Raw genomic sequence first — 17,340 nt, forward strand, 5'->3', positions numbered from 1 at the left:
GCGCCACTGCGCTGTCGCAACGGTCGCGTCTGTTGTCGCCATCTGGACGCTGAGCGGCGCTGGCATCGCTCCGTGGCATCGACATTGGCTTCGGCGGTCGCTACCGCCAGCCTGATTGCGTCAGCGCTCGCGCAGTCGCCGGCTCAGCGCGCAGCCGCCGCAGAGGCTGCGCCCGGCAAGGTGCTGCAGGCCGCGCCGTCGCTGGGTGGCGCCTGCGTCGGGTAGTGCTGCTTGCCGAGCACGTAGGTCTGGCTGGTGGCTACGAAGCCGTCCGCGTAGGTGGCCTCGACGAAGTACGCGCTCCAGCCGGCATCGGGAATCTGCACCGGTACCGACACCGTGTTGCCGCGTGCAGGTGTGATCGGCGTGGCGCTGTAACGAATGCCGCAGGCGTAGCGGAAATCGCGCGCCGCCGGATTGCGCGCCTGCCACAGACGCAACTGCGCAGGGCGCTCGGACGACTGGAAGCGGATCTGCGGGTGTTCGCCTGCGTGCAGGGAATCGCGCACCTTTGGCAATGCACGCTGCTGCTGCAGCCGGGTCACGAAGGGCACCAGGCTGTCGACGATGGAGGCGCGGATGCCGTTATGCGCGCTGTTGGGCACCATGCGCAGCGCCTTGCTGCCGGGCAGCGCGTCGTAGAAGAACTGCGTGTTGTCCGGCAGGAAGAAATCGTCGCCGCTGGCATTGACGATGTACTTGGGCACGGCCAGGCGTTTGCGCTGCGGCGTGTGCAGATAACTCAGCGGGTCCTGCAGTTGCACCAGCTGCGCAAATGCCGGCGTGTGCAGCTGCGCGGTGATTCCCTGCCTGGCGTAGGCGCCGAATGCGATCGGCCAGTTGCCGCCATAGGCCCGGGACATGTGCTCGAGCACGGCCGGCAGATTGAGAATGTCGATCACGAACGGCACCACGGCCTCCACGCGCGCATCGGCGATGGTGGCGTGCCAGCTGGCCCAACCACGCTTGGAGGCGCCGGCGAGGATGAAGCGATGAATCCGCAACGGCGCCAATTCGCGTTCGGCCAGGCTCATGGTGCGCGCGATCGCCGCGGCCATCGGCACATGCAGCGGCATGGTCTTGCGTCGTTGCGGCGATGCCAGGAACAGCGACCAGCTGTAGGCGACGCTGTCGTCCTCGCGGCGCGGCGTGCCATCGTTGCGATAGGTCAGTGCCTGGCTGGGCAGATCGCCGAGCGCGATCACCACGGTGCGGCTGCGTTGCGCCAATGCGGCCAGGGCCTCGGGTGGCAATTCGCTGGGCGGTTGTGGCGCGCCGCCATCGGCCGGTTGGCGGGTGCCATTGGTGGAGATCAGCAGCGCACGCGTCGGCAACGCATCTGCCGGGATGTAGATCGCCACATCGTGCTGCCAGCTGGCCGGCTGCACCAGGTCCTCCGGCGACCACTGCTGCGAGGTCAGCAGGTAATCGCGCCTTTCGACACCGCCCACCATGCTGGTGGCCACGCGCCGGTAGACCAGCGGTTGGCGCTCGATGGCATCGTGATAGCACACCAGCGCCTGGTCGATGCCGACCTCGGGCGCATCGGCGCATTGCTGCGCTGACAGGGTGGGCGTGGCCGCATCGGCAGGCGCAACGCCTGCGAGCCAGGCCAGCAACGCCAGCAACGCCAGGCTGCAACGTGTCATCGAACGCATGCGTGTTCTCCGGGTGGCCTGCCTCAGTCTGCGGTGGTGGGCCGGCAATGCCCGGACAGGCTTACTTGACCCGGCGCACCTTGGCCTGCGTGTTGTAGCCCTCGATCTGCAGATACCACACGCCGACCAGACCCGGCTTGATCTTGACCTTGGGGGCCTCCTTGCGCACGCCCGACAACGTCGCAGCGTCGGTCTGCTCCCAGTCCTGGCCATTGGCCAGCGTGTATACGCGCCCCTTCGAAAAGCCCTTGAACTCGCCGACGATGTTGCTCTCGATCGGCTCGTTGCTGCCGAAATCGAAGAAGCCGCGGTTCTTGACGATCACTTCCTGGCGGCCGGCTTCCTTGGCCTGTTCGACCACGACCGCAGCTTCCTTGGCGACCTTGCCCTGCAGCCAATCGTTGAGCGCGGCCAGTTCGCCGGCGTCGAGCTTGTCCAGCCCAGCGGCCTTGAACTGTTCGGCGCTCATCTGCGACTGCAGGTCGCCCTGCACCGCGCGCTGCGCGAGGGCCGGAGCGGCGTTCAGGGCGAGGGTCAGGCAGACCAGCAAGGGAATGCGGCGCGCGAGCGACATGGATGCCATCCGATCAGAAGAGGCGGCTAGTGTAGACGCTAGCCCGCGCCTGCCGCAGCCGGCTATGGCGCGTCGGCGGTTCGTGCGTCTGCGCTGGCCGAAGCCACGCGTTCGGGACGGCCGGGGCGGCGGTAGACGAACTCCGGCGGCGGTGCGGCGGCTTCGCGTTCGGCGGTGGCGCGCACCTCGGCATGCCGCGGCGAGCGTTCGCAGACCGGGTCCAGCGTGGCGGCATCGCCACTGAGCGCCAGCGCCTGGCAGCGGCAGCCGCCCCAGTCGATCTCGCGCTTGGGGCAGCCCTGGCAGACCTCCGGCATCCATGCGGTGCCGCGGAAGCGCACGAAGGCCTCGCCGTTGTTCCAGATGTCGGCCAGCGACCGCTCGCGCAGGTTGTCAAAGCGCATGCCGTCGATGGTTTCGGCCGCATGGCAGGGCAGCACATCGCCGCGCGGGGAGATATTGACGAAGCGCTGGCCCCAGCCGCCCATGCACGGCTTGGGCTGGCGGGCGTAGTAATCGGGGGTGACGAAGTCGATCGCCAGGCGGTCGCCGAGCTCGCGACGGGCGGTTTCCACCGCGTCAATCGTGGCCATCAGCTGCTCGCGGCTGGGCATCAGCGCGGCGCGATTGCGCAGGCCCCAGCCGTAGTACTGGGTGTGCGCCACTTCGATGCGTTCGGCCTGCCATTCCAGCGCCAGCGCGATCATGCCGGGCACGCGCTCGGCGTTATGGCGATGCAGCACCGCATTGAGCGTCAGCGGCAGGCCGCGCGCGCGCACGGCGGCGGCGAACTCGCGCTTCTTTGCCAGGCTGTTGCGATAGCCGGCGATACGGTCGGCACCGGCCGGGTCGACGTCCTGCACGCTCAGCTGCACATGCTCCAGTCCGGCCGCCTGCAACTGGTCCAGCATCGGCTCGCCGCCGGCCACGCCGGAGGTGATCAGGTTGCTGTACAGCCCGAGCGCGCGCGCATGCGCCACCAACTCGGGCAGGTCCTTGCGCAGCATCGGCTCGCCGCCGGAAAAATGCGCCTGCAGCACGCCCATGTCGGCAGCCTGCTGCAGCAGCGAGCGCCAGCCGGCGGTGTCCATTTCCTCGCGCAGCGCCGCCAATGCGATCGGGTTGGAGCAATACGGGCAGGCCAACGGGCAGCGATGGGTCAGCTCCAGCAGCACCGACAGTGGTGGCGGGGCGACGGTCATAGCCGCAGCAGACGCTTCTGATGCAGCGTGGTGGTGAGTTCGATCACATCGACCTCGATATCGGCCGCGTCGGCATCGAATTCGCCCGCCAGTTCCTGCGCGATCTGCGCCAGCGAGCGTGTGCCGTCGTAGCGCTGCGCCACCACCAGTGCGATCTCGTCCAGCTCGACCACGCGTTCCGGCGCCAGCAGCACCCATTGATCACGTGCACGGTCGTGCTGCAGGCGCACGCCTGCGCGCAGGGCCGGCTGGCTGTCGCGGGTGATGCTCACGCCGCGGCCCGGCTGGCGTCGCGGTCGGGCACGAACGCATCCGGCCACACGATGCCCGGGCTGACGTACGCCACGTGCAATGCATCCAGCTGCGCCCACAGCACCGAGCACTTGAAGTGCAGCGCGGCCTTGACCAGGGCCTGTTTTTCGACGGTATCGGCATGCTGCCTGACGTAGTCCAGCGCAAAATCCGAATCACGTGGCGCCTCGGTCAGGCGATGCTCGAAATAGGCCAGCGCTTCGGGCGAGACGAAGTCGTAATGCTTGAGCATGCCGGCCACGCGCCGGCCGATGATGTTGGGGGCGAACAGCTCGGTCAGCGAGGAGGCGACCGCCTCGAGCAGGCTTTTTTCGCGCACGAACTGCAGGTAGGCCTGCACCGCGAAACGGGTGCCGGGCAGCAGCGCACGGCCGGATTCCACCAGCGTGCGCTCCAGGCCGAGCGCGTCGGTCAGGTGCAGCCAACGCGCGATGCCGCCATCGCTGGGGCTGTTGCCGTCGTGATCGAGAATGCGTTGCCGCCAGATCCGCCGCAACGCCGGGTCTTCCATGCGCGCCATAATCGCGGCGTCCTTCAATGGAATGCAGCGCTGGTATTCGAAGCGATTCAGCGCCCAGGCCTGGACCTGGCCGCGATCGAGCTTGCCCTCGTGCAGGAGCGCATGGAAGGGATGCTGGTCGTGGTACAGGCGGGCGCCGATGGCGCGCAGGTCCGCCTCCAGCTGGTCCGGGGTGAGCAGGGTGGTCACAGGGTGATCTCCAGGCCGTCGTGCGCGACTTCCCAGCCGCTGGCACGCGCGCTGGCGTACTCCGGCGAGTGGATGTCGAGCACGGGATTGGTGGTGTTGAGGTGGATAAAGATCTTGCGTGCCACCTCCAGCGGGGCGAACGCAGCAATCGTGCCGTCCGGGCCGTCGATGCTCATGTGGCCCATGCGTTGGCCGGTCTTCTGGCTGATGCCCAGCTGCACCATCTCGTCGTCGCGCCACAGCGTGCCGTCGAAGAACACCAGTTCGGCGCCTTGCAGGCGCGCGCGCAAGGCATCGGTCATCGCCGCGCAGCCGGGAACGTAATGCACGCGGTGCTGGCCATCGTCGATGGTCAGCCCGAGGGTTTCTTCGTTGGAGCCGGCCAGGTCGCCGCCACTGCGCGATTCCATGAACAGCGGCACCTTGCCGGGCACCGAGAATGGCGTGAGCTGCAGGCCCAGCAGCGACACCGGCGTGTCCAGCGCAAACGGCTGGCGCTCCACGTAGGCGGGGTTGACCGCATCGAAGATGGGGTTTTGCGACAGCAGATCCAGCACGCGGCTGCTGGCATGCAGCGAGAACGCCTGGCTCTCGCGCATCGACAGCAATCCGGCGATATGGTCGATCTCGCCGCTGGTCAGCAGCACCGCTTCGATCGGCGAATGCCGCAAATCGCGCTGCGGCCAGAGTGCGGGCGTTGCAAGAATTTGTTGGCGGAAATCGGGTGAGGCATTGATCAGGACCCAGCGCTGGCCATCGGCACTGACGGCAATGCTGGCCTGGGTACGACGTTGGGCACCGTCGGCTTGTTGCCATGCCCGCCTGCTGGCGGGTGTGTGGCAATTCCACTGCGGGTGCCCACCGCCGGCCGCCGATCCCAGAACGATGATGCGCATGGAGAACTGTTACCTATCTGCCGGCGCGTGCCGGTCATGCATCGGGAGGAGGGGCGGCAGGTGCGCTCAGAATTCGCCGGAGACGTAGCAGTTGATCTCGGCGCCACAATTGACTTCACGAACGACAGGCTTCTTCCAGGTCTTCATCGGCTACCTCGCAGTTGGTTGGAATGACGTCGCCGCGGCAGGACGCAGCGACAACGCCACTGGAGGATAGGCAGGCAGTTTGGGCAAGTTGTAAAAAGCATGTAAAAAGCCGATCGAGCATGCCGATTGGCCTGCAGCATTGCCGCACAAGCGGCGCACAGCGGTTGCGAATCAAGACGTTGGCGGGTGAACCGACCATAAGCGCAAGCACGCGAGATTGCGCCGACGATGCAGCGATTGCGCGTTGTGGAGAAGGTGACGCGCACGTTACCGTAGCTGTCAGCCCCTCGTTGTTGCCCATCGCCGTGTCCACCGCTGTGACCAGTTCCTCACTCGAGCGCCTGCATGCCTTGCTGCAGCGTCCCGCCATCGCGTCGATCGCGCCAGATCTGCGTGATGCCCTGGCGCAGGCCTGGCAGCAGTTGCCGGCGCCAAGCGAGGACGTGGCCTGGATGCTGCTGGCCGACACCCTGGACGCGCTGGCGCTGCTGGCCGCCGACGAGGCCACCTTGATTGCGGCATTGCTGTTCGACCTGCCAGCGTTGCGCGGCGCGATCGCCGGCCTGCCGTGGCAACCGGCCGAGCGCCGGGTGGCGGTCGAAGGCCTGCTGGACGGGCTGGATGTGGCCGACCAGGTCTGGGCCCTGCACGCCGGTCGCGAGGCCGGGCGCAACAGCGAAGGTCTGCGGCGGCTGTTGCTGTCCATCATCCACGACCTGCGGGTGGTGCCGATCCTGCTGGCGCGGCAGTTGGCGCGCATGCGCGTGGCCGACCGCCTGAGCGAAGAGCAGCGCCGCGCACTGGCCCAGTTCACCCGCGACATCCATGCGCCGCTGGCCAACCGGCTGGGCATCTGGCAGGTGAAGTGGGAGCTGGAGGACCTGGCGTTCCGGCATCTGGAGCCGGACACCTACCGCCGCATCGCCCGCGAGGTGGACGAAACCCGCGTGGCGCGCGAGCGTTATCTGGACGCGGTCAAGCGCACCCTGTCGACGACGCTGGCCCAGCAGGGCCTGCGCGCGGAGGTGAGCGGGCGGCCGAAGCACATCTACAGCATCTGGCGGAAGATGCAGAAAAAGCGCCTGTCCTTCGACCAGCTGTACGACATCCGCGCGGTGCGGGTGATGGTCGATGACGTGGCCGCCTGCTATGCCGCGCTGGGGGCGGTGCACTCGCTGTGGGCGCCGGTGCCGAGCGAGTTCGACGATTACATCGCCCGGCCCAAGGCCAACGACTACCGCTCGCTGCATACCGCGGTGGTCGGCCCGGAAGGGCGCACGATCGAAATCCAGATCCGCACCCACGAGATGCATGCGCAGGCCGAGCTCGGCGTGGCCGCGCACTGGAAATACAAGGAAGGCGGCAAGGGCGGCGAAAAAGCCTTCGACCGCAAGATCCTGTGGATGCGCCAGTTGCTGGAGCAGGTGCAGGAAGGCGACCACGGCGAGCTGGCCGGCGCGCTGGACGCCGAGCTGATCGAAGACCGCGTGTATGCGTTGACCCCCAAGGGCGAGGTCATCGACCTGCCGCAAGGCGCCACGCCGCTGGATTTCGCCTATCACGTGCACACCATGGTCGGGCATCGCTGCCGCGGCGCGCGCGTCAACGACCGCATCGTGCCGCTGACCTACCGGCTGCGCAGCGGCGACCGGGTGGAGATCATGACCGCCAAGGAGGCCGACCCACGCCGCGACTGGTTGCTGGCGTCCAATGGCTTTCTGGCCAGCGGGCGCTCGCGCGACAAGGTTCGCGCGTGGTTCCACAAGCTCGACCGCGCGCGCAACGTACAGGCCGGCAAGGATCTGCTCGATCGCGAGCTCAAGCGGCTGGGCCTGCAGCACGCCGATCTGGGCGTGGCCACGCGCAAGTTCCACGCCGAGAATGTCGATGACCTCTACATCCAGGTGGCGCTGGGCGATACCGGGCCCAACCAGGTCAGCCGCGCGTTGCTGGAAGCCGAGCGGGCCGCCTCGCAGCCGGCGGTGCCGGCGCCGCCACGGCCCACCGCGCGCCGCGAGGGCCTGGGCAAGTCCAAGTTCACCGTGCAGGGCGTGGGCAATCTGCTGGTGCAGCTGGCGCGCTGCTGCCAGCCGGTGGCGGGCGAGCCGATCGCCGGCTATCTGACCCGTGGCCGCGGCATCACCGTGCACCGCACCGATTGCGCGGCACTGTCGCGTCTGGCCGCGGCGCATCCGCAGCGCGTGTTGCCGGTGGAGTGGGGCCAGGCCGGCAGCGGCTACGAGGTGGATGTGCAGGTGCGCGCGGTCGACCGCCGCTGGCTGCTCAAGGACATCACCAACCTGATCGCGCAGGAGGACGCGCACGTGCTGGAAATCAACAGCGACAACGTGCGCGACACCGGCAGGGCGCAACTGCGCCTGCGCCTGAAGGTCAGCGACTACGACCAGCTGTCCAGCCTGCTCGGCAAACTGGACGCCTTGCCTGGAGTGAGCGAGGTGCGGCGACTTGGTTGAGTGCGCCGCAGCCCGCCGGCGCCAATCGCCTTGAAACAGGCGGCACCCACAGCAAGTGAGGTGTGCCTGCCTGACGAATCCCGATTCCCGAATCCCGATTCCCAAGCCCACATCGTCTTCGCAGCAGCCAGCTACCATGACGGGGTGAACGCGTCCCCGTCAGGTCGCGCCAAGGACGGACGCCACCGCATGCTCCCGCTTCCGCGCTGGGCAAGATCGCCTCGCCTCTGGGCACCATTGCGCAGCCGCGCGCTATGGCGCGTGGTGCTGGCGTTGTGCGCCTGTCTCTTGCTGGCCACGGTCGTGCTGCGCAAGCCGCTGGTCGATTGGCTGTGGCCGGACACGCGCATCCAGCAACTGCTGCAGCGGGGCGATGCGGCGCTGTCGCGCGGCCATCTCAGCGCGGCCGATGGCAACGGCGCGCGCGAACTGTTCGCTGCTGCGCTTGCGCTGGACAGCGATCGTGGCGAAGCCCGTGCCGGGCTGGCGCGCACCGGTGCCGCCGCCGTTGTGCAGGCGCGCGCGGCGATTGCGGCCGGGGATGCCGCTGCTGCGCAGCGCGCGCTGACGCTGGCGGGCGCGCTGGAGGTGCCGCAGGCGCAGATCGCACCGGTGGCATTGCGCCTGCGCCAGTTGCAGGCGCGTCGGGCCGGGTTGGACGCCTTGTTCGCACAGGCGGTGTCCGCGCAACAGCAAGGGCGCCTGGATGGCAGCCCGGACAGCGCGCTGCCGTTGTATCAGCGCATCCTGACCCTGGCACCGGACCGCACCGATGCGCTGGAAGGGCGCGAGGACGCCCTGACCGATCTGCTGGCGCAGGCGCGCCAGGCCCTGGCGCGCGATGCGCTGGCCGATGCGGCGGTGCTGCTGGCCGCCGCCAAGCGCTATGACGCCGGGCATGCCGATGTGCCGCTGACCGAAGGCCACTATCACCGTGCGCTGGAACAACGCCGTCAGCGCGCGCAAGGCCTGTTGCGGCGTGGCCGGCTGGCACCGGCCGCACGCGACTTCACCGCAGTGCTGGCAGCCGAGCCGGCGGATGTGGTCGCCCAGCGTGGGCTGGAGCAGGTGGCAGGCGAATATGCCGCGCAAGCCGGCCGACAGGCGGCAGACTTCCAGTTCGACGCCGCGCTGCAGTCGCTGCAGGAAGCCAAGACCTTGCTGCCCGGCGCCGCAGCGATCGCGCAGGCCGAGCAGGCGATTGCGCGTGCACGCGATGCCCAACGCAGCCCCGAGACCGGGCTGTCGCGCAGTGCCCGCGAGCGTCGCCTGCGCGCGCTGCTGCAACGGGTGGCAGCTGCCGAAGCGCAGCAGCAGTGGATGACGCCGCCCGGCGCCAGTGCCTACGACGCGGTGCGTGCCGCGCAGGCGCTGGCGCCGCGCGATCCACGCGTGCTGCAGGCCGCCGCACGTGTGGTGCCGGCCAGTCAGCGCTGCTTCGAGGACGAGCTGCGCAACAACCGCCTGCGTGCCGCGCGCGGCTGTCTGGATGCCTGGCAGGCGCTGACGCCCAATGGCGATGCACTGGCCGGCGCGCGTCGACGGCTGGCGCAGCGCTGGGTTGCGGTGGGCAGCGAACGCCTGGGACAGGAAGACGCCGCCTTTGCACGACGCGCGCAGGACGAGGCGCACCAGCTGGATCCGGGGCTGCCGGAATTGGCCGAGTTTACGCGCCGGGTCAAGGCCGTGACCGAGCAGCGTTGACGCAGCGGCTGTCTTCGACTGCGCCACTCACAGCGCCATCCCCGAGCGCCCGGCGCACACTCACTCCGCGATAAACAGCGCGCGCACCGTGCCACGCGCCGCATCCAGCGAAAAATGCCGGGCCACGTTCTGCAACCCGTTGTCGGCCAGGCGTTGCCACAGCGCGGCATCGCGATACAGGCGCACGATCGCCGCGGCGAAGGCATCGGCGTCATCGGCCACGCAGACATCCTCGCCGTCGCGCAGATGCATGCCTTCCACCGCACAGGTGGTGCCGACCACCGGCTGCCCGTGCGCCATGCTCAGGTTGATCTTGCCTTTGACGCCGGCGCCGAAGCGCAGCGGTGCCACCGCGATGCGTGCGTTCTCCATGAACGGCAGCAGATCCGGCACATGCCCATGCAATTGCACGCCGGGGCATTCGTCGGCCAGCAGTGTCAGCGCCTCCGGCATGTCCGCGCCGATGCAGTGGAAGACCACTTGGGGCAATTGCGCACGCACCTGCGGAAAGATCGCGCTGATGAACCACTGCACCGCATCGACATTGGGTGGATGCCGGAAGCCGCCGACGAACACCAGGTCGTGGCGCTGCTCGAAGCGGCGGCCGCTGCCGGCCACCTCATGCAGGTTGGAGAGCAGGGCGGTGCGGATCTGCGGTGCGTCCGCCTGCAACTGCGCCTGCTCGGCCGCCGAGACCAGCAAGGTGACATCGGTGGCGGCCATGATCTCCAGCTCGCGCAGGCGGGTGCGTTCGGCCGCGCGCAACAGGTTGGCATCGCCGGCCAGCTCGGCGCCGCGGCGCTCGCGCAGGTAATGCAGGTCGACGGTGTCGAACAGGGTGCGCGCCTGCGGCGCGTATTGTCTGAGCAGCGGCAGACAGGCATGCGCAACGTGGTGACGCACCAGCAGCACCACCGCAAACCGCGGGCCGTGCGTGCGCAGCCAGCTGCCGATGCCGTCCAGGAACGGCGCGTACCAGACTTCCACGCCCAGTTGCTGCAGCGCCTGCGTGTGCCGTCCGGCGTGTTCGCGGCGGGTCGGCACGAACACCACGTGCGCGCCTTCTTCGCATAGCAGGCGGATCAGATTGAACTGCCGCAACGAGCCCGAGTCGCGATCGGGTTGTGGCACGCATTCGTCCAGGATCAGCACCTGGCGTTGGCCACGATGCAGCAGCGCAGGCCCGGGGACCGTGCCGGGCGGCAGCTGCGTTGCCAGCGCCTGCTGCCACTTGTCGGCGAACACGCCTTGGTTGCGCACCTGGTACGCCTTCACCCCGGTGCGGGTGTCGGTGCCATTGCTGGTGCCCTCGTCGTGCACCACCACGCTGGCCGGCTGCACCAGCACCCGGTAGCCGGCGGCACGCACCGCAAACGCCAGATCGGTGTCTTCGTAGTAGGCAGGCATGTAGCGGCGATCCAGCCCGCCCAGCGTCTGCAACAGCGCGCGTGGCAGCGCGATCGCCGCGCCGGAGCAGTAGTCCATCGCACGCACATAGGCATGGCGCGGGTCGTCGGCCGATTCGAAACGGCCGTAACTCCAGGCGCTGCCATCGGCGAACACCACGCCGCCGGATTCCTGCAGGCGTCCATCCGGGTACACCAGTTGCGCGCCGACCAGCCCGGCGCCGGGGTGCTGGGCAAACGTGTCGATCAGCCGATCCAGCCAGCCGGGCTGCGGGATGGTGTCGTTGTTGAGCAGTACCACGTAGTCGCCGCGCGCCAGGGCGATGCCGTCGTTGCAGGCGGCGATGAAACCGCCATTGCTGGCGCGCCGGTGGTAGTGCAGCCCTTGCACCTGCGGCAGCTGCGCCTGCGTGGCATCGCTGCTGCCGTCGTCCACGACGATGATCTCAATCTCCAGCAGCGGCGGATGCGCCGCCAGTGCGCGCAGGCATGCCAGCGTGTGCGCAATGTGGTTGTAGACCGGAATCACCAGCGTCACGCGCGGGGTGTCGCTGTGCGGAACCGCAAACGCGGCAAACGGCGCGGCCTCCGGCAACCACAGCGGCGTGCCGAGCGCCACCGGCGGTGCCTGCGTATGCACGCGAATGCGCTGCCAGGTGGCGCGCCAGCCGCGTGTGCGCATGCTCGCCACGCTGCGGTGAATCAGCCCAAGCACGCGATTGAACAGATAGCGTGCATCGGCCAGTGACATCGACATTCCGTTGGAACTCCAGACGTGGCGTGACGAAGAAAACCCGGCGAGCAGTCGTCAGGCGGCGAGGACGGCGCAAGGCAAGCGCAGGGGACGCAGGGTACCCGCAGATGCCGGAGGCGGTCCGTGCCCGCTGACGGTGAGCATGGCCGTTTTGTTAGCCGCTCTTAAGTCAGAGGGGCCGGCCGGCCACAACCACGACAGCGCTGCGCTAGACTCGCCGGACTCTACATTCTCGCATCCCTGTGCCCCGACGCCACGACAACGACGCTCCCGACGATTTCGAGGACGACTCCACCGAGCAAGGTTCCCGCTGGCAACGCAGGCTGATTGTCTGGGTCTTTGCGGCATTCGCGCTGGCGCTCGGTTTTCTGATTCCCTACACGGTGTATCTGAACAAGCAGGTCACCCAGCGGTTTGGCGAGCTGCGTTGGCAGATCCCGACCCGCGTGTACGGGCGGCCGTTGGTGCTGGCGCCGGGCAATGCGCTGGATGCGGCCACCTTGAAGACCGAGCTGGACGCCGCCTCCTACCGTGACGACGGGCAAGCCAAGCTGGCCGGCACCTACCAGCAGGACGGCAGCCGCTTCACCATCGCCAGCCGCGGCTATATCGATGTGGACGGGCGCGTGCCTGCGCGGCGGGTGGAAGTCAGCCTCTCCGGCGGGCGCGTGGCCAGCCTGCGCGACGCCGGCGACCGCAAGGCGTTGAAGAGTGCGCGGCTGGACCCGGCGCGCATCGCCACGCTGTACGGACAGAAGCAGGAAGAGCGCCGCCTGGTGCGCATGGAGGAAGTGCCCGAGCTGCTGGTCACCGGTCTGCAGGCGGTCGAGGATCGCGACTTCAACAGCCACCACGGCATCGATCTCAGCGGCATGGTGCGTGCGGCCTGGATCATGGCGCGCTCCGGCGGCCAGGTCCGCCAGGGCGCCAGCACCCTGACCCAGCAGCTGGCGCGCAGCGGCCTGCTCGGCATCGGCAAGGAACAGACCGTCACCCGCAAGTTCAACGAAATTCTCTACGCAGTGATCATGGAGGCGCGTTACGACAAGCGCACCATCCTGGAGGCCTATCTCAACCAGGTCTATCTGGGCCAGCGCGGCGGGCAGGCGATCCATGGCGTGTCCTCGGGCGCGGAGCTGTGGTTCGGCCGCGAGCTCAATTCGATGACCACCGAGCAGATCGCCTTGCTGATCGGGCTGGTCAAGGGGCCGTCCTACTACGATCCGCGGCGCAATCCGGAGCGCGCGCTGGATCGACGCAATTTCGTGCTGGGCAAGCTGCACGAAAACAACCTGATCGACGCGGCCGAATACAAGCGCGCGTTGGCCGCACCGCTGGGCGTGCCCACCGAGCCGGGCCTGGTCGCGGCCAACCGCTTCCCGGCCTATGTGGACCTGGTGCGGCGCCAGCTGGCGCACGACTACCCGGAAGGCGTGCTGCAGGGCGCCGGCATGAGCGTGCTCACCGGCATGTCGCCGTCCGCGCAGGCCTATGCCGAAGGCGCGGTGACCGGCACCATCAAGCGGCTGGACAACAAGAAGCGTCCACCGCTGCAGGCCGGCCTGGTGCTGACCGACGTGCATAACGGCGATGTGCTGGCGGTGGTCGGCAGCCGCGACGTGGCCAAACCGGGCTTCAACCGTGCGGTCGAAGCGCAGCGGCAGGTCGGCTCGCTGCTCAAGCCGTTCGTCTACCTGCTGGCGCTGGCCTCGCCGGACCGCTGGGCGTTGTCCAGCTGGGTCGACGATGCACCGGTGACGGTGCAGCTCAGCCGCGGCAAGACCTGGTCGCCGGGCAATTCCGACAACCGCAGTCACGGCACGGTGCGGCTGATCGATGCGCTGGCGCATTCCTACAACCAGGCCACGGTGCGCGTGGGCATGCAGGTGGGCCCGGAGCGCATCGCGCAGCTGATCCAGGTACTGGCCGGCATCAAGGCCGATACCAATCCCTCGCTGATCCTCGGTGCCACCGACCAGAGCCCGTACGGCATGGCACAGCTGTACCAGTTCCTGGCTGCCGGTGGCGAGATCCAGCCGCTGCATGCGGTGCGCGGCGTGCTCGATCCGCAGGGCAAGCTGCTCAAGCGCTACGACAAGACCCCGGCGCCGGCGCAGGAGGGCGATTCGGTGGCGGCCAACCTGATCAGCGTCGCCCTGCAGCAGGTGGTCAGCGGCGGCACCGCGCGGCAGTTGCTGGGCGATGGCCTGGGACGGTTGTCGCCGGCCGGCAAGACCGGCACCTCCAACGACGGCCGCGACAGCTGGTACGCCGGCTACACCGGCGACCACCTGGCGGTGATCTGGATGGGCAACGACCAGAACGCGCAGACCGGCCTGTACGGCGCCACCGGCGCGATGCGGGTGTGGTCGAGCATCTTCGCGCGGCTGCCGAGTGCGCCGTTGAAGGTCAGCGGCAAGGGCCTGGACTGGCAGTGGGTGGACGCGGCCGGTACCGGCGTGACCGATGCCGGCTGCCCGGGCGCGCGCCAGTTCCCGTTCGTGGTCGGCTTCACCCCGGCCTACGCCCCCTGTGCCGGCAATGCACCGTCGATCGAAGGCGTGCCCGGCGATGCATCCGCGCCGGCCGAGCAGTCCAGCGGTGGTGGCTGGCGTCGCTTCTTCGGTCTGGAAAAGAAGCCGGAAGACCCCGCGCCGGCACCCGCCGCGGCTGCACCTGCACGTTGACTGGAGTGACCCGATGAACCGACTGCACCGTTTGCTTGCCCTCGCTGGCGTGTCTGCAGCACTCACCGCCTGCGTCAGCGCGCCACCGGCGCCACTGCCGGCCCCGGTGGACCCGACCACGCCGACACAGCGGCTGCTGCTGATCGAACGCGAGGCGGGCGTCGACGACACCGAGCTGTCGGTACAACCATTGCGCGACCCGCAGGTGGACGACCTGCGCGAGACCGCCAAGAGCAAGCGCCAGGCCGGCGACCTGGCCGGCGCGGCGGCGTCGCTGGATCAGGCCGTGGGCCTGGTCTCCGGTGATCCCGCCATCCTGCAGGAGCGTGCCGAAGTGGCGGTGCTGCAGGCCGACTGGCCCGCCGCCGAGCGTTTCGCCAAGCAGGCCATCGAGCTGGGCTCCAAGACCGGGCCGCTGTGCCGTCGGCATTGGGCCACCATCGAACAGTCGCGGCTGGCGCGTGGCGAGAAGGAAAACGCCGCCTCGGCCAAGTCGCAGATTGCCGGGTGCACGGTGCCGGGCGTGAAGCGCTACTGAGCACGGCCAGGACGCCGGCTGCGCCTGCCGCAAAACAGGCGCGGCGAGCGTGATGCGGCCTGTCAGTTGCGCGCACCTGCTCGACGCGAGCCGTTCGTTCCCGCGCGCGACCGCCAGCGGCGCCACGCGGTTTGTTTCGGTGCATAAACGCCGGCTGCGCGGTCAGTGCCGCCACCGGCCCACCGGCGCAACCCAGGCAGCGGCAGCACGCACGCGCTAGGCTGTCGCGCTTCCTGCCCCAGCTTCCGGTCCCATGTCCCAACTTGCCACTGCCAGCATCGAGGCGCTCAGCGAGGGCGGGGCGCTTGCGCGTCAGCTCGATGCGTTCGCGCCGCGTGCCGCGCAGTTGCGCCTGACCGGCGCCATCGCCGAGGCGTTCGATGCACGCGATGTGCTGCTGGCCGAAGCCGGCACCGGCACCGGCAAGACCTACGCCTACCTGGTGCCGGCATTGCTGTCGGGGCTGAAGACCATCGTCTCCACCGGCACACGCGCATTGCAGGACCAGTTGTTCCATCGCGACCTGCCGCGCGTGCGCGCCGCGCTCGGCATCGGCCTGCGCAGCGCGCTGCTGAAGGGGCGCGCGAACTATCTGTGCAAATACCGCACCCAGCAGGCGCGTGGCGAGCCGCGCTTTGCCACGCCCGAGCAGGTCTCGCAATTCCAGCGCATCGTGGCCTGGAGCGGGCGTACCCAGTTCGGCGACATGGCCGAGCTGGAAGCCCTGCCGGACGACTCGCCGCTGCTGCCGCTGGTGACCTCCACCGTCGACAACTGCCTGGGCACCGAATGCCCGTTCTACAGTGAGTGTTTTGTGATGCAGGCGCGTCAGCGCGCGCAGGCGGCCGATCTGGTGGTGGTCAACCACCATCTGCTGCTGGCCGATCTGGCGCTCAAGCAGGAAGGCTTCGGCGAGATCTTGCCCGGCGCGCAGGCCTTCGTCATCGACGAGGCGCATCAGCTGCCGGAGCTGGCGGCGAACTTTTTTGGCGAAAGTTTCGGCATGCGGCCGTGGCAGGAGCTGGCGCGCGACTGCATGGTCGAAGCGCGCCTGGTCGCCGGTGCGCAGGCCAGCCTGCAGGAGCCGATCCTCGCCCTGGACGAGGCTCTGCGCGGCCTGCGTGCGGGCATGGAGGGCCTGCCGTCACGCGGCACCCAATGGCGTGCGCTGGCCAGGCCGCAGGTGCGCGAGGGTTTCGATGCGGTGCTGTCGTCGCTGGCGCGGCTGGGCGAGGCCCTGCTGCCGTTGCGCGAGGCATCGCCCGGGTTCGATGGCTGCTGTGCACGTGCGCAGGAAGCGCTGGCGCGGCTGTCGCGGTGGCTGGGCGAGGACGTGCCGGTACCGGATTTCGAGCAGGAGCTGCCGGAAACCGTCGACAACGATGTGCTGTGGTACGAGCTCAGCCCGCGCGGGTTCCGCTGCCAGCGCACGCCGCTGGATGTGTCCGGCCCGTTGCGCGAGCATCGCGAAAAATCGCATGCGGCCTGGGTGTTCACCTCTGCCACGCTGGCGGTGGGCGGCGAGTTCGACCACATCGCGCAGCGCCTGGGCCTGAGCGATCCGGTGACCTTGCTGCAGCCCAGTCCCTTCGATTGGGCGCGCCAGGCGCTGTGCTACCTGCCGCCGCATCTGCCCGATCCTGCCGCACGCGGATTCGGCACGGCGCTGATCGCGGCGCTGATGCCGGTGCTGGATGCCTCCAATGGCCGCGCGTTCCTGTTGTTCGCCTCGCACCGTGCGCTGCGCGAGGCGGCCGACGCATTGCGCGGCGCGCCGTGGCCGCTGTTCGTGCAGGGCGAGGCGCCGCGTGCCACCTTGCTGCAGCGTTTCCGCACTTCCGGCAACGGCGTGCTGCTGGGGTCGGCCAGCTTCCGCGAGGGCGTGGACGTGGTCGGCGATGCCTTGAGCGTGGTGGTGATCGACAAGCTGCCGTTCGCTGCACCCGACGACCCGGTGTTCGAAGCGCGCCTGGATGCGATCCGCCGCGACGGCGGCAACCCGTTCCGCGACGAGCAGTTGCCGCAGGCGGTGATCGCGCTCAAGCAGGGCGTGGGCCGGCTGATCCGCAGCGAGACCGATCGTGGCGTGCTGGTGCTGTGCGACCCGCGGCTGGTGAACAAGGGCTACGGCCGCACCTTCATGCAGTCGCTGCCGCCGTTTGCGCGCACCCGCGAGATCGGCGACGTGCGCGCGTTCTTTGGCGTCGCCGAGCCGTTGGGCGACAATGGCGTGCTCGCGTTGCCGTTTGGCGACGACTGAGCTTTCTCCTTCCTGCCTG

13 protein-coding genes are annotated in these 17,340 nt (G+C 68.8%); 5 read left to right on the forward strand and 8 right to left on the reverse strand.

The window, feature by feature from the left end:
• Nucleotides 1-143: 143 nt before the first annotated feature.
• The 7 genes from XARJCFBP2528_RS13040 to pqqA form a co-directional block, all read right to left on the reverse strand.
• On the reverse strand, nt 144-1,658 hold the full coding sequence (locus tag XARJCFBP2528_RS13040) for a PhoPQ-activated pathogenicity-related family protein (protein WP_026064627.1): 1,515 nt from the start codon (nt 1,656-1,658) through the stop codon (nt 144-146).
• 61 nt (nt 1,659-1,719) lie between these two features.
• On the reverse strand, nt 1,720-2,232 hold the full coding sequence (locus tag XARJCFBP2528_RS13045; protein ID WP_016903716.1) for a hypothetical protein: 513 nt from the start codon (nt 2,230-2,232) through the stop codon (nt 1,720-1,722).
• Nucleotides 2,233-2,294: 62 nt separating this feature from the next.
• Complete coding sequence (gene pqqE / locus XARJCFBP2528_RS13050) at nt 2,295-3,434, reverse strand: pyrroloquinoline quinone biosynthesis protein PqqE (protein ID WP_016903717.1); 1,140 nt, start codon at nt 3,432-3,434, stop codon at nt 2,295-2,297.
• Entirely contained in the window at nt 3,431-3,706 is a 276-nt protein-coding gene (pqqD, locus tag XARJCFBP2528_RS23985) for a pyrroloquinoline quinone biosynthesis peptide chaperone PqqD (RefSeq protein WP_016903718.1), read from the reverse strand. Before pqqD ends, pqqE begins: the two co-directional genes overlap by 4 nt.
• Nucleotides 3,703-4,455, reverse strand: a complete 753-nt coding sequence (gene pqqC / locus XARJCFBP2528_RS13060) for a pyrroloquinoline-quinone synthase PqqC (protein ID WP_016903719.1) — start codon at nt 4,453-4,455, stop codon at nt 3,703-3,705. The genes pqqD and pqqC overlap by 4 nt, the downstream gene beginning before the upstream one ends.
• Nucleotides 4,452-5,351, reverse strand: coding sequence for a pyrroloquinoline quinone biosynthesis protein PqqB (gene pqqB / locus XARJCFBP2528_RS13065; protein WP_016903720.1), 900 nt, complete (start codon nt 5,349-5,351; stop codon nt 4,452-4,454). Before pqqB ends, pqqC begins: the two co-directional genes overlap by 4 nt.
• A 66-nt stretch (nt 5,352-5,417) precedes the next feature.
• On the reverse strand, nt 5,418-5,498 hold the full coding sequence (gene pqqA / locus XARJCFBP2528_RS22570) for a pyrroloquinoline quinone precursor peptide PqqA (protein WP_002812057.1): 81 nt from the start codon (nt 5,496-5,498) through the stop codon (nt 5,418-5,420).
• Nucleotides 5,499-5,788: 290 nt separating this feature from the next.
• Between pqqA and XARJCFBP2528_RS13070 the strand changes: the two genes are divergently transcribed.
• Together XARJCFBP2528_RS13070 and XARJCFBP2528_RS23715 are read left to right on the forward strand one after the other, a co-directional pair.
• Nucleotides 5,789-7,972: a RelA/SpoT family protein gene (locus tag XARJCFBP2528_RS13070; RefSeq protein WP_047124773.1), complete on the forward strand. Its 2,184-nt coding sequence runs from the start codon at nt 5,789-5,791 to the stop codon at nt 7,970-7,972.
• Between the two features lie 189 nt (nt 7,973-8,161).
• Nucleotides 8,162-9,676 (forward strand): hypothetical protein, encoded by a 1,515-nt coding sequence (locus XARJCFBP2528_RS23715; protein ID WP_026064899.1) that lies wholly within the window; start codon nt 8,162-8,164, stop codon nt 9,674-9,676.
• Between the two features lie 60 nt (nt 9,677-9,736).
• Here the strand turns inward: XARJCFBP2528_RS23715 and XARJCFBP2528_RS13080 are convergent, their stop codons facing one another.
• Nucleotides 9,737-11,839, reverse strand: a complete 2,103-nt coding sequence (locus XARJCFBP2528_RS13080; RefSeq protein ID WP_039816252.1) for a glycosyltransferase — start codon at nt 11,837-11,839, stop codon at nt 9,737-9,739.
• 239 nt (nt 11,840-12,078) lie between these two features.
• Between XARJCFBP2528_RS13080 and mrcB the strand changes: the two genes are divergently transcribed.
• The 3 genes from mrcB (at nt 12,079) to yoaA (ending at nt 17,321) form a co-directional block, all read left to right on the forward strand.
• Nucleotides 12,079-14,523 (forward strand): penicillin-binding protein 1B, encoded by a 2,445-nt coding sequence (gene mrcB / locus XARJCFBP2528_RS13085; protein ID WP_016904597.1) that lies wholly within the window; start codon nt 12,079-12,081, stop codon nt 14,521-14,523.
• Nucleotides 14,524-14,536: 13 nt separating this feature from the next.
• The gene (locus tag XARJCFBP2528_RS13090) at nt 14,537-15,061 is read left to right on the forward strand and encodes a tetratricopeptide repeat protein (RefSeq protein WP_016904596.1); all 525 of its coding nucleotides are present in this window, start codon (nt 14,537-14,539) and stop codon (nt 15,059-15,061) included.
• A gap of 253 nt (nt 15,062-15,314) precedes the next feature.
• On the forward strand, nt 15,315-17,321 hold the full coding sequence (gene yoaA / locus XARJCFBP2528_RS13095; RefSeq protein ID WP_016904595.1) for a DNA repair helicase YoaA: 2,007 nt from the start codon (nt 15,315-15,317) through the stop codon (nt 17,319-17,321).
• Nucleotides 17,322-17,340 lie beyond the last annotated feature (19 nt).

It is taken from the genome of Xanthomonas arboricola pv. juglandis (assembly GCF_001013475.1).
GTDB classification, from domain to species: Bacteria; Pseudomonadota; Gammaproteobacteria; order Xanthomonadales; family Xanthomonadaceae; genus Xanthomonas; species Xanthomonas arboricola.

What these genes read in the sequence shown, in the direction of transcription:
- XARJCFBP2528_RS23715 (WP_026064899.1), top strand. Translation starts at nt 8,162, where the DNA reads ATGCTCCCGCTTCCGCGCTGGGCAAGATCGCCTCGCCTCTGGGCACCA.
- XARJCFBP2528_RS13090 (WP_016904596.1), top strand. Translation starts at nt 14,537, where the DNA reads ATGAACCGACTGCACCGTTTGCTTGCCCTCGCTGGCGTGTCTGCAGCA.
- XARJCFBP2528_RS13040 (WP_026064627.1), bottom strand. Translation starts at nt 1,658, where the DNA reads ATGCGTTCGATGACACGTTGCAGCCTGGCGTTGCTGGCGTTGCTGGCC.
- pqqB (WP_016903720.1), bottom strand. Translation starts at nt 5,351, where the DNA reads ATGCGCATCATCGTTCTGGGATCGGCGGCCGGCGGTGGGCACCCGCAG.
- XARJCFBP2528_RS13080 (WP_039816252.1), bottom strand. Translation starts at nt 11,839, where the DNA reads ATGTCGATGTCACTGGCCGATGCACGCTATCTGTTCAATCGCGTGCTT.
- pqqE (WP_016903717.1), bottom strand. Translation starts at nt 3,434, where the DNA reads ATGACCGTCGCCCCGCCACCACTGTCGGTGCTGCTGGAGCTGACCCAT.
- XARJCFBP2528_RS13045 (WP_016903716.1), bottom strand. Translation starts at nt 2,232, where the DNA reads ATGTCGCTCGCGCGCCGCATTCCCTTGCTGGTCTGCCTGACCCTCGCC.
- pqqA (WP_002812057.1), bottom strand. Translation starts at nt 5,498, where the DNA reads ATGAAGACCTGGAAGAAGCCTGTCGTTCGTGAAGTCAATTGTGGCGCC.
- yoaA (WP_016904595.1), top strand. Translation starts at nt 15,315, where the DNA reads ATGTCCCAACTTGCCACTGCCAGCATCGAGGCGCTCAGCGAGGGCGGG.